12 protein-coding genes are annotated in these 16651 nt (G+C 71.6%); 11 read left to right on the top strand and 1 reads right to left on the bottom strand.

Annotated features, from left to right (window positions below; genetic code table 11):
• Window positions 1-4: 4 nt before the first annotated feature.
• From ACTMTI_RS03280 to ACTMTI_RS03300, 5 genes are read left to right on the top strand one after another with little or no spacing between them, the layout of a single operon-like run.
• Window positions 5-988, top strand: a complete 984-nt coding sequence (locus ACTMTI_RS03280; protein ID WP_441118078.1) for an enediyne biosynthesis protein — start codon at window positions 5-7, stop codon at window positions 986-988.
• A complete protein-coding gene (locus ACTMTI_RS03285) occupies window positions 985-6687 on the top strand; it encodes a type I polyketide synthase (RefSeq protein WP_441118079.1) in 5703 nt (1900 codons plus the stop codon). Before ACTMTI_RS03280 ends, ACTMTI_RS03285 begins: the two co-directional genes overlap by 4 nt.
• The gene (locus ACTMTI_RS03290) at window positions 6684-7112 is read left to right on the top strand and encodes an acyl-CoA thioesterase (protein WP_441118080.1); all 429 of its coding nucleotides are present in this window, start codon (window positions 6684-6686) and stop codon (window positions 7110-7112) included. Before ACTMTI_RS03285 ends, ACTMTI_RS03290 begins: the two co-directional genes overlap by 4 nt.
• 20 nt (window positions 7113-7132) lie before the next feature.
• A complete protein-coding gene (locus tag ACTMTI_RS03295; protein WP_441118081.1) occupies window positions 7133-7672 on the top strand; it encodes a flavin reductase family protein in 540 nt (179 codons plus the stop codon).
• On the top strand, window positions 7669-9042 hold the full coding sequence (locus tag ACTMTI_RS03300) for a cytochrome P450 (RefSeq protein WP_441118082.1): 1374 nt from the start codon (window positions 7669-7671) through the stop codon (window positions 9040-9042). The genes ACTMTI_RS03295 and ACTMTI_RS03300 overlap by 4 nt, the downstream gene beginning before the upstream one ends.
• Before the next feature lie 58 nt (window positions 9043-9100).
• On the opposite strand, the gene ACTMTI_RS03305 is transcribed toward ACTMTI_RS03300, so the two are convergent.
• Entirely contained in the window at window positions 9101-9889 is a 789-nt protein-coding gene (locus ACTMTI_RS03305; protein WP_441118083.1) for a helix-turn-helix domain-containing protein, read from the bottom strand.
• Between the two features lie 620 nt (window positions 9890-10509).
• On the opposite strand from ACTMTI_RS03305, the gene ACTMTI_RS03310 reads away from it, so the two are divergent.
• The 6 genes from ACTMTI_RS03310 to ACTMTI_RS03335 all read left to right on the top strand — a co-directional run bounded on the left by ACTMTI_RS03310 (window position 10510) and on the right by ACTMTI_RS03335 (window position 16600).
• Window positions 10510-11070, top strand: a complete 561-nt coding sequence (locus tag ACTMTI_RS03310) for a SigE family RNA polymerase sigma factor (RefSeq protein WP_441118084.1) — start codon at window positions 10510-10512, stop codon at window positions 11068-11070.
• Between the two features lie 13 nt (window positions 11071-11083).
• On the top strand, window positions 11084-11656 hold the full coding sequence (locus tag ACTMTI_RS03315; protein WP_441118085.1) for a DUF5987 family protein: 573 nt from the start codon (window positions 11084-11086) through the stop codon (window positions 11654-11656).
• A complete protein-coding gene (locus ACTMTI_RS03320; RefSeq protein WP_441118086.1) occupies window positions 11653-13305 on the top strand; it encodes an FAD-dependent oxidoreductase in 1653 nt (550 codons plus the stop codon). Before ACTMTI_RS03315 ends, ACTMTI_RS03320 begins: the two co-directional genes overlap by 4 nt.
• 13 nt (window positions 13306-13318) lie before the next feature.
• Entirely contained in the window at window positions 13319-14356 is a 1038-nt protein-coding gene (locus ACTMTI_RS03325; protein WP_441118087.1) for a carboxymuconolactone decarboxylase family protein, read from the top strand.
• A gap of 55 nt (window positions 14357-14411) precedes the next feature.
• On the top strand, window positions 14412-15215 hold the full coding sequence (locus tag ACTMTI_RS03330; RefSeq protein WP_441118088.1) for a TIGR03084 family metal-binding protein: 804 nt from the start codon (window positions 14412-14414) through the stop codon (window positions 15213-15215).
• A gap of 368 nt (window positions 15216-15583) precedes the next feature.
• Window positions 15584-16600 carry a hypothetical protein gene (locus ACTMTI_RS03335; protein WP_441118089.1) on the top strand — a complete coding sequence of 339 codons (1017 nt, stop codon included), beginning with the start codon at window positions 15584-15586 and terminating at the stop codon, window positions 16598-16600.
• Window positions 16601-16651 lie beyond the last annotated feature (51 nt).

The raw sequence follows: 16651 nt of genomic DNA on the forward strand, positions 1-16651 counted from the left end.
CGTCATGGCCGCTGACAAGACAGCGAAGGCCGGTGGTCCGCCGCGCCACGACCCGAAGGTCGTCACGGCGTTGCGCAGGTTCGCCCTCTCGATCACGATCTTCAACATCCTCGGTTACACCGTCCTGGGCTTCGAGCAGCCGTGGACGTGGCCGCTGATCGCCCTCGCGACCGGCTACACCACCGAGATCGTCCTCGAATGGATCGGGGCCCGCGCGGAGGGCCGTCCGGCCCGCTTCCTCGGGAACGGCTTCCGCGGGCTGGTGGAGTTCCTCTACCCCGCGCACATCACCAGCATCGCGATGAACATGCTGATCTACGTCAACGACCAGGTCCTCGTGATGATGTTCGGGATCACGGTCGCGGTCGGAGCCAAGTGGGTGCTCAGGGCACCGGTGCGCGGGCGCCTGCGGCACTTCATGAACCCCTCCAACTTCGGAATCGCCGTGATCCTGCTGGTCATCCCCTGGGCCAGCATCGCGCCGCCGTACCACTTCACCGAGCACGTCACCAACCCGATCGACTGGATCATCCCCGTCGTCATCATCGTCGCGGGCACGATGCTCAACGCCAAGCTCACCAACCGCATGTGGTTGATCGTCTCCTGGGTGACCGTCTTCGCCCTCCAGGCTGTCGTGCGCGGCGTCATCCTCGACGACGTCTCGATCCTCGGCGGGCTGTCCATGATGACCGGCGTCGCGTTCGTGCTGTTCACCAACTACATGATCACCGATCCGGGTACGAGCCCGTCCAAGCCGCTGTCGCAGATCGCCTTCGGCGGCGGCGTGGCGCTGACCTACGGACTGCTGACCGGCATGAGCATCCCGTACGGGATCTTCTTCGCCACCGCCATCGTCTGCCTCGTCCGCGGCGGCTTCCTGTGGTCGCTGCGCATCGTCGAGCTGGCCCGCGAGCGCGACGCGGCCCGTGTCACCGCCGCGGCCGCCGCGGCGGTCGACTCCGCTGAGAAAGAGGTCGCGCGGGTATGACCAGGATCGCGATCGTCGGCCTCGCCTGCCGGTACCCCGATGCGGACTCGCCTCGCGCGCTGTGGGAGAACGCCATCGCCGGCCGCCGGGCCTTCAGGCGGCTGCCTGATGAACGCATGCGGCTGGACGACTACTGGGATCCCGATCCCACGACGCCCGACCGCTTCTACGCCAAGACCGCCGCCGTCATCGAGGGCTACACGTTCGACCGGGTCGCCCACAGGATCGCCGGCAGCACCTATCGCTCTGCCGACCTCACCCACTGGCTCGCCCTCGACATGGCGGGCCAGGCACTGGCCGATGCCGGGTTCCCGGGGGCCGAGGGGCTGCCGAAGGAGCGCACGGGTGTCGTCGTGGGCAACACGCTCACCGGCGAGTTCAGCCGGGCCAACGCGCTGCGGCTGCGCTGGCCGTATGTGCGGCGCACGCTCGCGGCCGCGCTCAGGGAGCAGGGCTGGGACGACGCCAAGCTGGCCGGCTTCCTGTCCGGCTACGAGGCCGCGTTCAAGAGCCCGTTCCCGCCCGTGGACGAGGACACCCTCGCGGGCGCCCTGGCCAACACGATCGCCGGGCGGATCTGCAACCACTTCGATCTCAACGGCGGCGGCTACACCGTCGACGGGGCGTGTTCGTCGTCGCTGCTCTCGGTGGTGACGGCGAGCAGGTCGCTGGCCGACCGCGACCTCGACGTCGCGATCGCAGGCGGTGTGGACCTGTCCATCGACCCGTTCGAGGTGATCGGGTTCGCCAAGACCGGAGCCCTGGCCAAGCACGACTTCCGGCTGTACGACCGGCACTCCAACGGCTTCTGGCCGGGCGAGGGCTGCGGCATGGTCGTGCTGATGCGCGAGGACGACGCCGTACGGGCGGGGCACCGGATCTACGCCACCATCGCCGGATGGGGCATTTCCTCCGACGGCAAGGGCAGCATGACCAGGCCGGAGGTGGCCGGATACCAGCTCGCGGTGCGCCGGGCGTACCAGATGGCCGGGTTCGGCATCGACACGGTCGCGCTGTTCGAGGGCCACGGGACCGGCACGGCGGTCGGCGACGCCACGGAGCTGACCGCGCTGTCACAGGCCAGAGCCCAGGCGGCGGACCCGGCGGTCGCGCCGGCCGCCATCGGCTCCATCAAGGGGATGATCGGGCACGCCAAGGCTGCGGCGGGGGTGGCCGGTCTGATCAAGGCCGTCATGGCGGTGCACGAGCAGGTGCTGCCGCCCACCCTCGGCTGCGTCGAGCCGCACGAGGTGCTGACCGGCGAGTCCGCGACGCTGCGTGCGCTGCGCGTGGCCGAGCCGTGGCCCGACGGGACTCCGCTGCGGGCCGGCGTCAGCGCCATGGGATTCGGCGGCATCAACTCGCACGTGGTGATCGAGAACACCGCGCCCCGGCGGCGCCTGGGACGCCGGACCAAGCTGCTGGCCTCCTCGCTGCAGGACGCCGAGCTGCTGCTGTTCGACGGCGGCTCGCCCGAGCAACTGCGCGAGCGGGTGGCGCGGCTGCACGACTACGTGCCCGCCGTGTCCTACGCCGAGCTCGCCGACCTCGCCGCCACGCTCCAGGGCGAGCTGCGCGGTCTGCCGTACCGGGCGGCCGTCGTCGCCTCCTCTCCTGAAGACGCGGAACGGCAGCTCGCGCGGCTGCTGGAGGCCATCGACTCGGGCGAGAGCAGGCTGCTCACCCCCGACGGCAGGGCCTTCTACGGCCACGCCGCCGGACCTGCCAGGCTGGGCTACCTCTTCCCCGGGCAAGGGTCGGGCCGCGCGAGCTCCGGCACCGGCGGCGGGGCGCTGCGCAGGCGCTTCGCCGACGTGGACGAGCTCTATGCCGAGGCCGCGCTGCCCTCGGGCGGCGACGTGGTGGCCACGGCCGTGGCCCAGCCCCGCATCGTGACGGGTTCCATGGCGGGGCTGCGGGCGCTGTCCATGCTCGGCATCGAGGCGGACGTCGCGGTCGGCCACAGCCTGGGCGAGCTCTCGGCCCTGCACTGGGCCGGCGTGATGGACGAGGACGGCCTCCTGCGGCTGGCCACCGGCCGCGGCCGGGCCATGACCGAGCACAGCGAGTCCGGCACCATGGCCGGCCTGCGTGCCGGGCCCGACGCCGTGACCGCCCTGATCGGCGACCTGCCCGTGGTGATCGCGGGATACAACGGCCCTGACCAGACCGTCGTGGCGGGCTCCGTGGCGGCGGTCGAGGAGGTCGGGCGGGCGGCCAGGGCGGCCGGCGTGAGCTGGACCAAGCTGAACGTCTCGCACGCCTTCCACTCGCCGCTGGTCGCACCCGCGGCCGCGGCCCTGTCCCGGTATCTCGAGCAGGAGCGGTTCGGCAGGGTTGGGCGCCGGGTCGTCTCCACGGTCACGGGGACCGCGCTCGCGCCGGACACCGACATCGCCGCGCTGTTGCGGGAGCAGATCACCGCGCCCGTACGCTTCACTCAGGCGGTCGAGCAGGCGGCACGGGACCTGGCCCTGCTCATCGAGGTCGGTCCCGGCCGGGTGCTCAGCGGGCTGGCGGCCGGGGTGACGGACGTGCCGGCGATCGCGCTGGACACCGATGACGAGTCGCTGACCGGGCTGCTGCGAGTGGTCGCCGCCGCCTACGTCGCAGGCGCCTCCGTGGCGCACGAGGAGCTGTTCCACGGGCGGCTGACCAGGCCGATGGAGATCGGGGCCGAGCTCTCGTTCTTCATGAGCCCGACCGAGCAGGCGCCGCGGATCTCCGTCGCGCAGGCGCCCGGGCAGCAGCCCGAGGAGCCGGCCGGCGCGCCCGCCGCCACGGCGGGGAAGCCCGGCGAGTCCACCACGGACCTGCTGCGCCGCCTGGCCGCCGCACGCGCGGAGCTGCCTCTGGAGATGGTCACCGAAGACAGCAAACCGCTCGACGAGCTGCACCTCAGCTCGGTCACCGTCATGCACATCATCGACCAGGCCACCCAGGAGCTCGGCCTGTCCGCCGGGCAGGCTCCCACGAACCTCGCCACGGCCAGCCTGCGCGAGCTGGGCGAGGCGCTGGACAAGCTGGCGGCCGAGCCGGGCAAGCGGGCGGTGACCGGAGTGACGGGCTCCGCCCCGTGGGTCCGGCCGTTCGCCGTCGATCTCGACGAGCTGCCCCTGCCGTCCCGGGCGGGCGCCGAGGAGAGCGGGCCGTGGCAGGTGTTCGCGGGCGCGGACTCGCCCATCGCCCAGCCGCTGCGCGAGGCACTCGAACGCGGGAAGGTCGGATCTGGTGTGCTGGTGTGCCTACCTCCGCAATGCGCGCCCGATGACGTCGAGCAGGCCCTGCTCGGCGCCAAGGCCGCCCTGGCCGGTGGACCGGGCACCAGGTTCGTCCTGGTCCAGCACGGACGGGGCGCGGCGGGGCTGGCCAAGACGCTCCATCTGGAGGCCGGCCTCCGGACTACCGTCGTGCACGTACCTGCGGTACCGGAGGCGGCCGGCTGGGTAGCCGCCGAGGTGGCGGCCACTGACGCCTTCGCCGAGGCGTACTACGACGACCACGGAGTGCGCCGGGTGCCCACCATGCGCGCGATGCCGGTACGGCCCGCGCGCACGGAGCAACCGCTGGGCCCGTCCGACGTCCTGCTGGTCACCGGTGGCGGCAAGGGCATCACGGCGGAATGCGCCCTGGCGGTGGCCGCCGACGGCGGCGCCGCGCTGGCCGTGCTGGGCCGCTCCGACCCGGCCGACGACCAGGAGCTCGCCGCCAACCTGCGGCGCATGGCCGACGCGGGGCTGGCCGTGCACTACGCCAGGGTCGACGTCACCGACGCCGGCCAGGTGCGGCGGGCGGTCGCCGAGGCGGAGCAGGTGCTCGGTCCCGTGACGGCGGTGCTGCACGGCGCCGGCCGCAACGAGCCCGAGGGGCTGGCCACCCTCGACATGGACGCCTTCCGCCGCACCTTCGCCCCGAAGGTCGACGGCCTGCGCAACGTGCTCGACGCGGTGGACGGCGACAGGCTGCGCCTGCTGGTCGCCTTCGGCAGCATCATCGGCCGGGCGGGCCTGCCGGGGGAGGGCCACTACGCGACGGCCAACGAGTGGCTGGCCGAGCTGACCCGCGAGGTGGCCGAGCGGCATCCGGGCTGCCGGAGCATCTGCATGGAGTGGTCCGTGTGGTCCGAGGTCGGCATGGGGGAGCGGCTGTCCGTCATCGACAGGCTGACCCGCCAGGGCGTCACACCCATCCCCGCCGACCGGGGCGTGGAGATCATGAGGCGGCTCGTCGCCGACCCCGGCACCTCCGGCGTCGTGGTCATCAGCGGGCGCACCGAGGGCATCCACACCGTCCGTTACGACCGGCCCGAGCTGCCCCTGCTCCGGTTCGTCGGCAAGCCGCTCATCCGCTACCACGGCGTGGAGCTCGTCACCGAGATCGAGGTGACCGACGGCACCGACCTCTACCTGGCCGACCACCACCTCGACGGCAACCTGCTGTTCCCGGCCGTGTTCGGGATGGAGGCCATGGCCCAGGCGGCCCTGGCCACCACCGGGCGGGCCACCACGCCGATCATCGAGGGGGCGGAGTTCCTGCGCCCGATCATCGTGCCGCCCGGCGGCAGCACCACGCTGCGCGTCGCCGCGACGGTCACCGAGGACGACGACACTCTCGCCCTCAGCATCCGCAGCGCGGACACCGGCTACGACGTGGACCACTTCAGGGCCGTGCTCCGCCTGACCGGCGACGGCGCCCCGGAAGGGCCGCCCGCGCAGGCCGGCGACGGCCTCGCGCCGGTCCCGCTCGACCCGGCGTCGGAGCTGTACGGGGACGTGCTCTTCCAAGGCAAGCGCTTCCAGCGGCTGGCCCGCTACCAGCGGGCCGAGGCCCGCGACGTCGAGGCCGACGTCGCGGTGCTGGACACGGGTGACTGGTTCGCCGCGTTCCTGCCGGGCGAGCTGCTCCTGGGCGACCCCGGCATGCGCGACGCCCTGATGCACGGCAACCAGGTCTGCGTCCCCGACGCCACCCTGCTGCCGACCGGCATCGATCGTATCCATCCTGGCGGCCCCGCGCTCGCCTCGGAGGACCGGCTCCGCTACTGCGCCACCGAGCGCAGCAGGGACGGCGACACCTACGTCTACGACATCGCCGTGCGCACGCGGGACGGGCAGGTCGTGGAGCGGTGGGAGGGTCTGCGGCTGCAGGCCGTGCGCAAGAAGGACGGCCGGGGTCCCTGGGTGGCGCCGCTGCTCGGGCCGTACCTGGAGCGGACCCTGGAGGACCTGACCGGGGTCCGGGTCGCGGTCTCCGTCGAACCGGGGCAGCAGGGCGAGGAAGCCCGCGAGGCTCTGGCCGCCGCACGCATCGCGGGACGCGCCCGCGGGGACACGGTCGCGTCCGCCCACATGGAGGGCCTGACGCTGTGCGTGGCGGGACCCGGCGTCATCGGCTGCGCGATCGCTCCCGTACGGGAGGCTCAAGAGCCGGCGGCGCAGCCGGCGCTCATCGAGCGGGTGGCGGCGGAGACCGGGGAACGGCCGGACACCGCGACGGCCCGCGTCTCGGCCGCCGTGCGCTGCCTGCGCCAGGCCGGGCTCGGCGACGCCGAGCCGCTCACGGTCACCCCGGGAGAGCGTGACGCGTGGGTGGTCTTCGCCTCGGCGGAGCTGCGCGTCGCCACGCTCGTGACGGCCGTGCGAGACGTTCCGGAGCCCGTCGTCGTCGCGGTACTCACCGAAGGACGGTCACAGTCATGAGCAAGTACTTCGAGTACGTCCACACGGTCGGCTTCGAAGAGACCAACATCGTGGGCAACGTCTACTACGTCAACTATCTGCGCTGGCAGGGCCGGTGCAGGGAGATGTTCCTGAAGGAGCGGGCCCCCGACGTGCTCGCCGACCTGCAGGACGATCTCAAGCTCTTCACGCTCAAGGTCGACTGCGAGTTCTTCGCGGAGATCACCGCCTTCGACGAGCTGTCCATCAGGATGCGGCTCACCGAGCTGGCGCAGACGCAGGTCGAGTTCGGCTTCGACTACATGCGGCTGAACCAGGACGGGACCGAGACGCTCATCGCCCGCGGCAGGCAGCGGGTGGCCTGCATGCGTGGGCCCAACACCAGGACGGCACCCGCCAGGGTTCCCGAGTCGCTGGTCAGGGCGCTCGAACCGTACGCGTCCTAGGACGGATTCAGGAGGTTTGCGTGCAACTCCACCCATCAACCACATCGCTCGAACAGTCGGACACCAAGGCGCTGCGGCGCGCGTTCGGTACCTTCGCCACAGGCGTCACCGTGGTGACGACCGGGGGAGACGTGCCGCACGCCATGACGGCCAACTCCTTCACCTCGGTGTCCCTCGACCCGCCGCTCATCCTCGTCTGCATCGACAAGAACGCGGTGATGCACCAGTGCCTCACCATGACGGGTACCTTCGGCGTGTCGGTGCTGGCCGCGCACCAGGAGAACGCGGCACGGCACTTCTCCAACCGCTACCGGGCGCTCGGCGCGGCCCAGTTCGAGGACGTCGACGTGGTGCAGGGCGTGTTCACCGGGGTGCCGCTCGTGGAGGGCGCCATCGCCCGATTCGAGTGCGAGCTCTGGCGTTGCTACGACGGGGGCGACCACACCATCTTCATCGGCAAGGTGCTCGCCCTCTGCCAGGACACCGACAGCGAGGGCCTGCTGGTCTACCGAGGCCAGTTCAGGGAGATCACCTCTGAACTGCGGGAGGTGTCGGCGTGACGGCCATCGGCACACGGGCCCCGGCGCGGGCGGCCCCGGCGGTACCGCCGGGGCCGCCCCGCCTGGCCGCGCCCGTGCTGTTCCAGCGGCTGGTCACCGACCGGCTCGGCCTGCTGTCCAGGGCCGCCGAGCGGTACGGCGACGCGGTCAGGATGACCATCGGTCCCAAGTCCATCTATCTGTTCAACCATCCCGATCACGCCAAGCACGTGCTGGCCGACAACAGCGGCAACTACCACAAGGGCATCGGCCTGTCCGAGGCCCGCCGCGTCATCGGCGACGGGCTGCTGACCAGCGAGGGCGAGCTGTGGAAGCGGCAGCGCCGGACGATACAGCCGCTGTTCCAGAACAAGCGGATCGCCCAGCAGGACACGGTCATCGGCGAGGAGGCCGGGCGGCTGGTCGAGCGGCTGCGGGCGCACGTCGGCGCCGGGCCGGTCGACGTGGCCAGGGAGATGACCGGGCTCGCGCTCGGCGTGCTCGGCCGCACCCTGCTCGACGCCGACCTCGGAGCGCACGCCTCGATCGGGCACTCCTTCGAGGGCGTGCAGGATCAGGCGATGTTCGAGATGGTGACGCTGGCCATGGTGCCGCTGTGGCTGCCGCTGCCGCTTCATCTGCGCTTCCGCCGCTCCCGCCGGGCCCTCTACCGCGCGGTGGACCTGCTGGTGGCTGAGCGGCTCGGCCGCCCGACCGACGGCGGCGACCTGCTGTCCCAACTGATCGCGGCCGCCAGGGAGGAGGCCGATCCCCGTGCCGCCCGCCGGCGGCTGCGCGCGGAACTCGTCACCGTGCTGCTGGCCGGGCACGAGACCACCGCGAGCACGCTGTCGTGGGCCTTCCATCTCCTCGACCGGCATCCGGAGGTGCGGGAACGACTGCGCGACGAGGCGGTCTCCGTCCTGGGCGACCGGGCGCCCGTGTACGAGGACCTGCACCGGCTCACGTACACCTCGATGATCCTCCAGGAGGTCATGCGCCTGTACCCGCCGGTGTGGGCGCTGACCCGGGTCGCGCAGCGGGACGACGAGGTGGGCGGGTTCCGGGTGCCCGCCGGGGCCGACGTGATGATCAGTCCGTACACGCTGCATCGGCATCCGGCGTACTGGGAGGAGCCGGGACGGTTCGACCCCGACAGGTTCGACCCCGGGCTCTCGTCCGTGCGGCCCAGGTACGCCTACATTCCTTTCGGCGCCGGGCCGCGGTTCTGCGTCGGCAATCACCTGGGCATGATGGAGGCCACGTTCGTGCTGGCCATGGTGGCCCGCGAGCTCAAACTGACCGGCCTGCCGGGGTTCCGCGCGGTGCCCGAGGCGATGCTGTCGCTGCGGGTGCGCGGCGGGCTGCCGATGACGGTGAGCCCCGCCTGAAACGCGCCGATCCGCGGGCGGTGACCTTCTCACCGCTCGCGGATCGTCGTGTACGGGGTCAGCTCGCCTTCCCGTAACCGTTGATGCCGTTCCTGCCGTTCGCCGACGACAGCAGGTCGCGCAGCGCGAGCAGGACCGGCGGGTCGAGCGAGCTCATGGGTTTGAGCCGGATGTCGGCGCGCTGCTGCCCGCCGTCGGAGCCGACCACGATAGGCCCGGACCGCGCGATGCACAGCGCGTCGTCGCCGAGCGGCGGATGATGGATGGCGTCCTCGTGGCCGGCGGCCACGGACTGGGCGATCAGGTGCCAGCGGCCCTCCGGAACGTTCTCCAGCATGTAGGGTCCTGGGCGGCTGATCACCGTGAAGCTGGCCGGTCGTCCTTCGAGGATCTGGTCGGGGAACAGGCCGGTGAAGACCGGCTGGTCCGCAAGCGGAGAGGTGACGGTGCCGCTGAGGGTCATCGTCGTGGTGGCCGGCGGCCCGTCCCGTCCGGCGAGGAGTGTCTGCGTCGTGATGCTCATGTGCTGGCGGTACTTGCTGGGCGGCAGGCCCACGCTGTGCGTGAAGCGCGAGCTGAAGGTGCCGACGCTGGAGTAGCCCACCTGGTGGCTGATGTTCGTGATGCTCAGTGAGGTCGTGGCGAGCAGCCGCTTGGCCTCGCGTAACCGCACCGCCGACAGGAACCGGCCCGGCGACAGCCCCGTGACCCGCTGGAAAACGCGGGAAAAGTGGAACTTGCTGAACATCGCTGTGCGCGCCATGTCGTCGATCGTGAGCTGCTCGCCGAGGTTCTCCTGCATGCTCTCGATCACCCGCATGACCGCTCGCTCGATGACGTCGTCCATTTGTCCTCCCGGGTTAAGGAGGGGGTCGAGCAATCTCGGATGAAATCGCCCCCGACTGGCGGCCGAATTCTTCTTCTGGATTGCGACGATTCCTCGATCACCCTGGTTGGTGCGCATTCTCAGCATTCGCGATCGAATGGATTTCGGCTGCCTACTGCTACACGCGGCGAACGTGGCGGAATGCTGCATGGGACATCGATTCATTCGAAAGAAATTTTGAGTGACCGGGCGATGGCGCTGAGTGGCGACGGCGACTGCCGCGTGGTCAGCGAACTGCTCATGGCGCGAGCCTATGGTCGCGTCGCTGGTCGGACCGCGCGTACGCAGCGGAAATAGGGGTTCCGCCGCGAACAATAGGGGTGCCGGCGGACACGGCACCACCGCGGCTCATCCCGTCACCGTCGCAGGCTTCAGCGCCGGACGGAGTTTTCAACTCCGGGAAATGAAAAAGAGGGGTCGCCGGACGGAGAATTGGGGTGGGCCGCGAATAAGGGCAGCCAGACGGCCGGTAGGGGTTGTGACGCGCGAATGCGGCGGTCAGTTTTGGGGAGGCTGGCAAACATTTCGAATGCGACACCGCCGATGCGCGGGGCCGGATCGGCGTCCTTGGAGTGTGGACAATGGCTGAAGCGCGAGATGACGGGGATTTCGCGCGTTTCGTCCGGCGAAGCAGACCGGCCCTGCGGCGCACCGCCTTCCAGCTGTCGCAGGATTGGTACGAGGCCGACGACCTGGTCCAGCGCACGCTGATCGCGCTCCACAGGCACTGGGACACGCTCGAAGGGCGCGACAGGATCGGCGCCTACGCGCGGCGGGTCATGCGGCGGCTGTTCATCAGCGACCGCAGGACGATGCGCTGGTCGCGCGAGGTCCTCATCGGTGCGGTGCCCGAGACCGCCTTCACCGCCGACCCGTATTTCCTGGTGAGCGAGCGCATGGCGCTGATAGACGCGCTCGCCGGGCTCGGCCCGCGGCAGCGGGCCACCCTCGTCCTCCGCTTCTGGGAGGACCGCAGCGTCGAGGACACCGCCCGCGTCATGGGCAACGAGTCCTCCACGGTGCGCAGCCAGACCGCCCGCGCCCTGAACGCCCTGCGCCAGGCACTCGACGCCCCGGCGGCGGATGCCACCGGCGTGGACGGCACCGCAGCGACCTCTGATCCCGATTCGAACCGCATCTAGGCAGGGAACGCCCATGGGCCCACAGACGCCAGACGACGACTACGAGTACAGGACCACGACGCTGGAGGCGTTCGCCGACACCATCATCCCCGGGGAGAAGCGGTCCGCCGACGACAGGGCCGTCGCGGGCGTCAGCCAGGGGGGCGGCGCCGTCCAGGCCGGCGCCATCGAGCTGCTGGAGTGGGACGCGACCGGCATCACCGGCGGGCTGGACGACTTCGCCCGCGCGCTCAACCGCCACGCCGCGGCCTACGCGGCCGAGCACGGAATCGTGCCGGACGAGGACGTGCCGCCGTTCGTGTCACTCCCTTACGAGGACCGCGCCGCCGTGGTCCGGTGGCTGACCGCGCCCGGCCACCCGGAGAAGGCGCTGTGGGTCAGCCTCGCCCTCTTCTGCAACATGGCCTACGACTCCGCGGCTCACATGAACACCGTGGACGCCATCGCGGCCGGCCACCCGGGGCTGACCGCGATGGGCCTCACCCTGCCGGACGCCGACGGGCTGTGGAGGTTCCCGGCCTGGTCCTACGGCCGCCCGCTGGCCGGCCTCCACCCCGCCACCACGTCATCGGGGAGCCCCGCATGAACAGCGTCGAGCGTACCGATGTGCTCGTGATCGGCAGCGGGTTCGGCGGCGCGATCGCCGCCTACCACCTCGCGGCGGGAGGCGCGAAGGTGGTGATACTCGAACGCGGCCCGTGGTTGTCGAGCAACGAGTTCGAGCACGACTTCAAGCTCGGGTCGTCGTACACGCGGATCTTCGACTTCGTGGTCGGCGACGGGATGAGCGTGCTCGGCGGCAACTGCGTGGGCGGCGGCAGCGTCGTCTACTTCGCGGCGATGCCCCGCGCGCCGCGCTTCGTCTTCGAGCGCCGCGGCAGCATAGCCAGGCGCATGTGGCCGGCGGCCATCGACCGTGACACGCTCGACCCCTGGTACGACCGGGTGGAAGAGTCGATCCCGATCACCCGGCAAGGGTGGGACGACGTGTCGTACGCGGGAGGCCTGTGGGCCGCCGCCTGCCGCCACGCGGGCCGCACCGCCAACCCGGTACCCGCCGCCGTGGACACCTCCACCTGCGTCAACTGCAACTGGATGATGGCCGGCTGCCGATTCGACGCCAAGCAGTCACTGCTGTTCAACTACCTTCCGGCCGCGCTCGCGCATGGGGCGGAGATCAGGCCGCTGCACGAGGTACAGCGCATCTCCAGAACCGACGACGGCGGCTACCGCGTCCACTACATGCACGTCCACGATGAGGACTACCGCCTCACCGAGGGCGGCGGGACGATCGACGCCAAGGTGATCGTGCTCGCTGCGGGCGCCGCGGCCACGCCCGTCATCCTGCAGCGCAGTGAGCCCGCGCTCGGCCCGATGCCGTACGGCGTGGGCCGCTACTTCTCCGGCAACGGAGAGCGGCTGAACACCGCGGTGCTCAACGAGGACCGCGTGCGCGACGTGCTCGGCCTGGAGCGCGGCGACGGCCTCGCGTACGCCGCCAACCAGATCGGCAAGGGGCCCACGGTCGCCAACTGGGACCGGCTGGACGGGTCGCTGCCCGAGTACACCCGCTACTCGCTGGAGCAGCTCTACTTCCCGCCCGGCCTCGGCACCATCCTGGCGCTGACGGACGGGCCGGAAGGGTCGTGGTTCGGGCCGCGGAAGAAGGAGATGCTCAAGCGCTGGCAGTCGTGGCTGATCATCTTCCAGATGATCGAGGACGACAACGAGGGCGTCTTCGGGCCGCCGCCGGAGCGCGGCAACGCCGACCGGCTCTCCCAGCAGATGCTCGGCATCGGCCGCCTCAGCTACAAGCCGACCGCCAACACGCTGAGCGCCTGGGCGATGGCCGACGCCGACTGCAAGGACATCCTCGAACGTGACGGGCTCGCCACCGTGACACCGTGGACCAACGACCTCGTCGGCGCCTACACCGTGCACCCGCTGGCCTCCTGCCGCATCGGCGACGACCCGCACACTTCCGCCCTCGACGACAGGCACGAGGTACGCGGCCATCCGGGGATCTTCGTCACCGACGGCTCCGCCGTGCCGGGCGCGCTGACGGTCAACCCCGCCATGACCATCTCCGCGCTCGCCGAGCGGGCGATCCCCGGCATCGTCAGGGCCGCCCAGGAGCGCGGGGTCGAGGTCACGTACGGGGCGCCCGCGCCTGACGGATCCACCAGCGGGCGGCGCGGCGCCGCGCACCTGGTGCCCTCCCTGATGCGCAAGTAGAGAGGAGCCGGCGATGGGCACGATGCTCAGCCGGATGACGGCGCCAGGCACGCTGGCCCAGGTCCGCCACGTCTCTCCCGTGCGGCCGGGCGCGGCACGCGGCCTGGTCGCCGAGGTGTACGCCCAGGTGGAGCGGGACTTCGGCATGCTGGCCCCGCCCGTGGTCATGCATTCGCCCGCACCGGAGACGATGGCGGCCTGCTGGCTGCTGCTGCGGGAGTCGCTGCTCGCGTCGGGATCGGTGAGCAGGGTGCTCAAGGAGGTGGTGGCCACCGAGGTGTCCGCCGCGAACTCCTGCCCGTACTGCGTGGACGTGCACAGGGCGACCCTGCGAGGCATCTCCCGAGTCGAGGACCCGGGCCTGCGACGAGTGGCGTCCTGGGCGCGGGCCTGCGGAGTCAGGGAGACGGCGGAGCGGCACGAGCCGCCGCTGCTCACGGGGCACAGCCAGGAGCTCGTCGCGGTGGCGGTGACGTTCCAGTACCTCAACCGCATGGTCCACGTGTTCCTCGGCGACTCGCCGCTGCCGCCCGAGGTGCCACGGGGTGCGCGGGGGCTGGCGTTACGGCTGTTCGGCCTGGCCATGCGGCCTGCCGCGCGGCGGTCGTGCCCGAAGGGAGACTCGCTCGCCCTGCTGCCCGCCGCGCCGGTGCCCGCCGATCTGTCGTGGACCAGGGGCATCAGGCACATAGAAGGGGCGTTCGCCAGGGCCGCCGCGGCCGTCGAGGAAGGCGGCGGGCGCCGGCTGCCCGAACCCGTCCGCGAGCTGGTCGCCGCACGGGTGGCCGCCTGGGAAGGACACCCGCCCGGCCTCGGCCGCGGCTGGGCCGAGGCGGCGGTCGCCGGCCTGCCGGAGGGACAGCGACCGGCCGCCCGCCTCGCCCTGCTCACCGCACTGGCCTCCTATCAGGTGGACGGGACCGTGGTGGCCGATTTCCAGCGCGGGGAGCCCGACCAGCGGGCGCTGGTCGAGGTGACCGGGTGGGCCGCGTTGGCCGCCGCACGCAGGGTGGGCGCCTGGCTGCCACTCACCCAGGCCGCCCGGACATGACGGCCCGTACCGAACCGACCCGAGAGAACCGATCTCCGAATGAGAGGACAGGCCCATGACCGAGCTCGAGGTCGTGCTCAGCGACCTGACCGCCGATGGCGAACAGTTGGACCGTCTGGTGTCCGGCCTGGACGTGGACCAGTGGAACCTGCCCACGCCCGCGCCCGGCTGGACGATCGCCAACCAGATCGCCCACCTCGCCTTCATCTTCCGGATCGCCGCCGCGGCCGCGACCGACGCCGAGGCGTTCCAGACCATGACGGCCGGGGCGCAGCAGAACTTCGACGGCGCGGTGAACGCCGCGCTCAAGGACTACGAGAACGACACCCCCGACATCCTGCTCGGCCGGTGGCGGGCCGAGCGGGCCGCCGTCGTCAAGGGGCTCGCCTCCGTCCCGGCGGGTGACACCGTGCCGTGGCTGGTCAACCCGTTGCCGCCGATCGTGCTGGCGTGCGCCGGGATCATGGAGCAGTTCGCGCACGGGCAGGACATCGCCGACGCGCTCGGCGTGGAGCTGGAGCGGACTGACCGGCTTCAGCACCTGGTGGTGTTCGCTGTGCTCACGCAGGACTTCGGCTACCTTTCGCGCGATCTGACGCCGCCGGGCGTCCAGTTCCGCTTCGAGATCACCGCACCCTCCGGCGAGTTGTGGGCCTATGGGCCCGAGGACGCGGAAAATCGGATCTCGGGCCCGGCGAACGACTTCTGCCTGCTGGTGACCAGGCGGCGGCACCGCGACGACGTGGCGGTCACCGCGGCCGGGCAGGAGGCGGACCGCTGGCTGAACATCGCCCAGGCATACCGCGGCCCGGCGGGCGCCGGTCGCCGGCCGGGCCAGTTCGTGACCGTGCCTCAGTAGGCGACCTGACACCGCCGCCTGCGTCACATGGCCGGTCGGCCGCACGCCTCTCGCATGTGGGCGTGCGGCCTTCCGGCCTGTCCTGGCCATGCGCCGCTGTCGCGGTGTCACCGCGAACGCTCGCAGTGACGGCCTTCTTGGGGATTGCTGGATGGCGTCCCGAGCGTTGACGCCCCGGCCGACCTGCGACTGTACTGGTCATGAGTCAGCATCCGGAGGATCGCCTCGATGCTGGCCGGTGGGGAAGCTCGGCCCGCGGTCCGCACATCGCCGGACCCCCTCCGTATCCGCCGGAGCATGGCGGCCGCGGTGCCGATGTTCCCCACGCCGGGCCTGCCCCGGCCGGGGACGAGCGCGGAGGAGACAGAATGGCATCCACGCCTGCGGGCTCGCGGTCGGCGACAGCGGTGCCGGGGGTGGTGGCGGAGCTGGCCGACTGCCTCGGGGGCACCGTTCACCTGGCGTACGCCCAGGCTTCCGGCCTGGATGCCGTCGTCGCCGGTTACTCTCGCTACGAGGCGCAGACCAGGGCCAGGGCTCTCGCCCGGGCGACCGCTCTCGACCAGCTGCACCGGCTGCCCTACGACTCGCCCGCCCGCGCGGACGCCCCACGCGGCAGGGAGCTGCGGCTGGCCGACTTCCTGGCCGACCCCCCGGAGCCGGTGGGGCTCCTCGTTCCCGGCACCGGCCTGGTGAGTGGCAACCGCTACCAGCTCCCGGCGGAGGTCGTGTGGCTGGGCGACCGCGAGACCCAGGTGGAGCCGGTCATGAGCGGCGTTGTGGACCTCGGGATCGCCGAGGGCATCGCCGAGATCATCGCCCATGACGTGGTCGCCCGCTGGTGGGCCAGTCCGCACCAGCAGCCACTCCTGCGAGTCTCGGCCCAGCTCGACCGCCTGCTGCCCACCGGCGTGATGGCCGCGGCCTCCGGGCTGGGGCTGCGGGTGTCGGCGTTCGCGCTCTCCGTGCCGGACGCCAGGATCGCCATGGTGATGGTCGGCGGCGACGGCGCCACGCTGGGGGTCGCGGCCGGCCGGACGATCAGGAGCGCGGTCGGTGAGGCGTTCCTGCGGGCGATGGCGGCGAAGGCGCAGCCATGGGCCACGCTGGCGCTGCCCGACGCCCTGCGCCGCTTCGCGGTCTGGCACCGCGAGGGCGACTACGCCGCGCACCTGGAGCGTCTGGGCGTGGACGCCGAGCCGTGGCTCATCGACGAGCCGGGCGACCTGCGGCCGGCGAGCTGGATGGAGATCGCCGCCCGCCGGTTCGGTCACGAGCCCGTGGCGGTCGAGTCCGGCGGCACAGGCGTGGTCGTCAAGGTCGTGTGCCCGGGGGCCTCGTGTTATCGCGCCGCCCCTGCCAGGCTGCCGTGCCCCCTTCCCTAGCGGCGGCGATCGCGTCCGCCGGCGGTGGCAACCGCGTTGTTGCTCAGTTGA

The sequence above is a fragment of the Nonomuraea sp. H19 genome, from assembly GCF_052068215.1.
Classification (GTDB): Bacteria; Actinomycetota; Actinomycetes; order Streptosporangiales; family Streptosporangiaceae; genus Nonomuraea.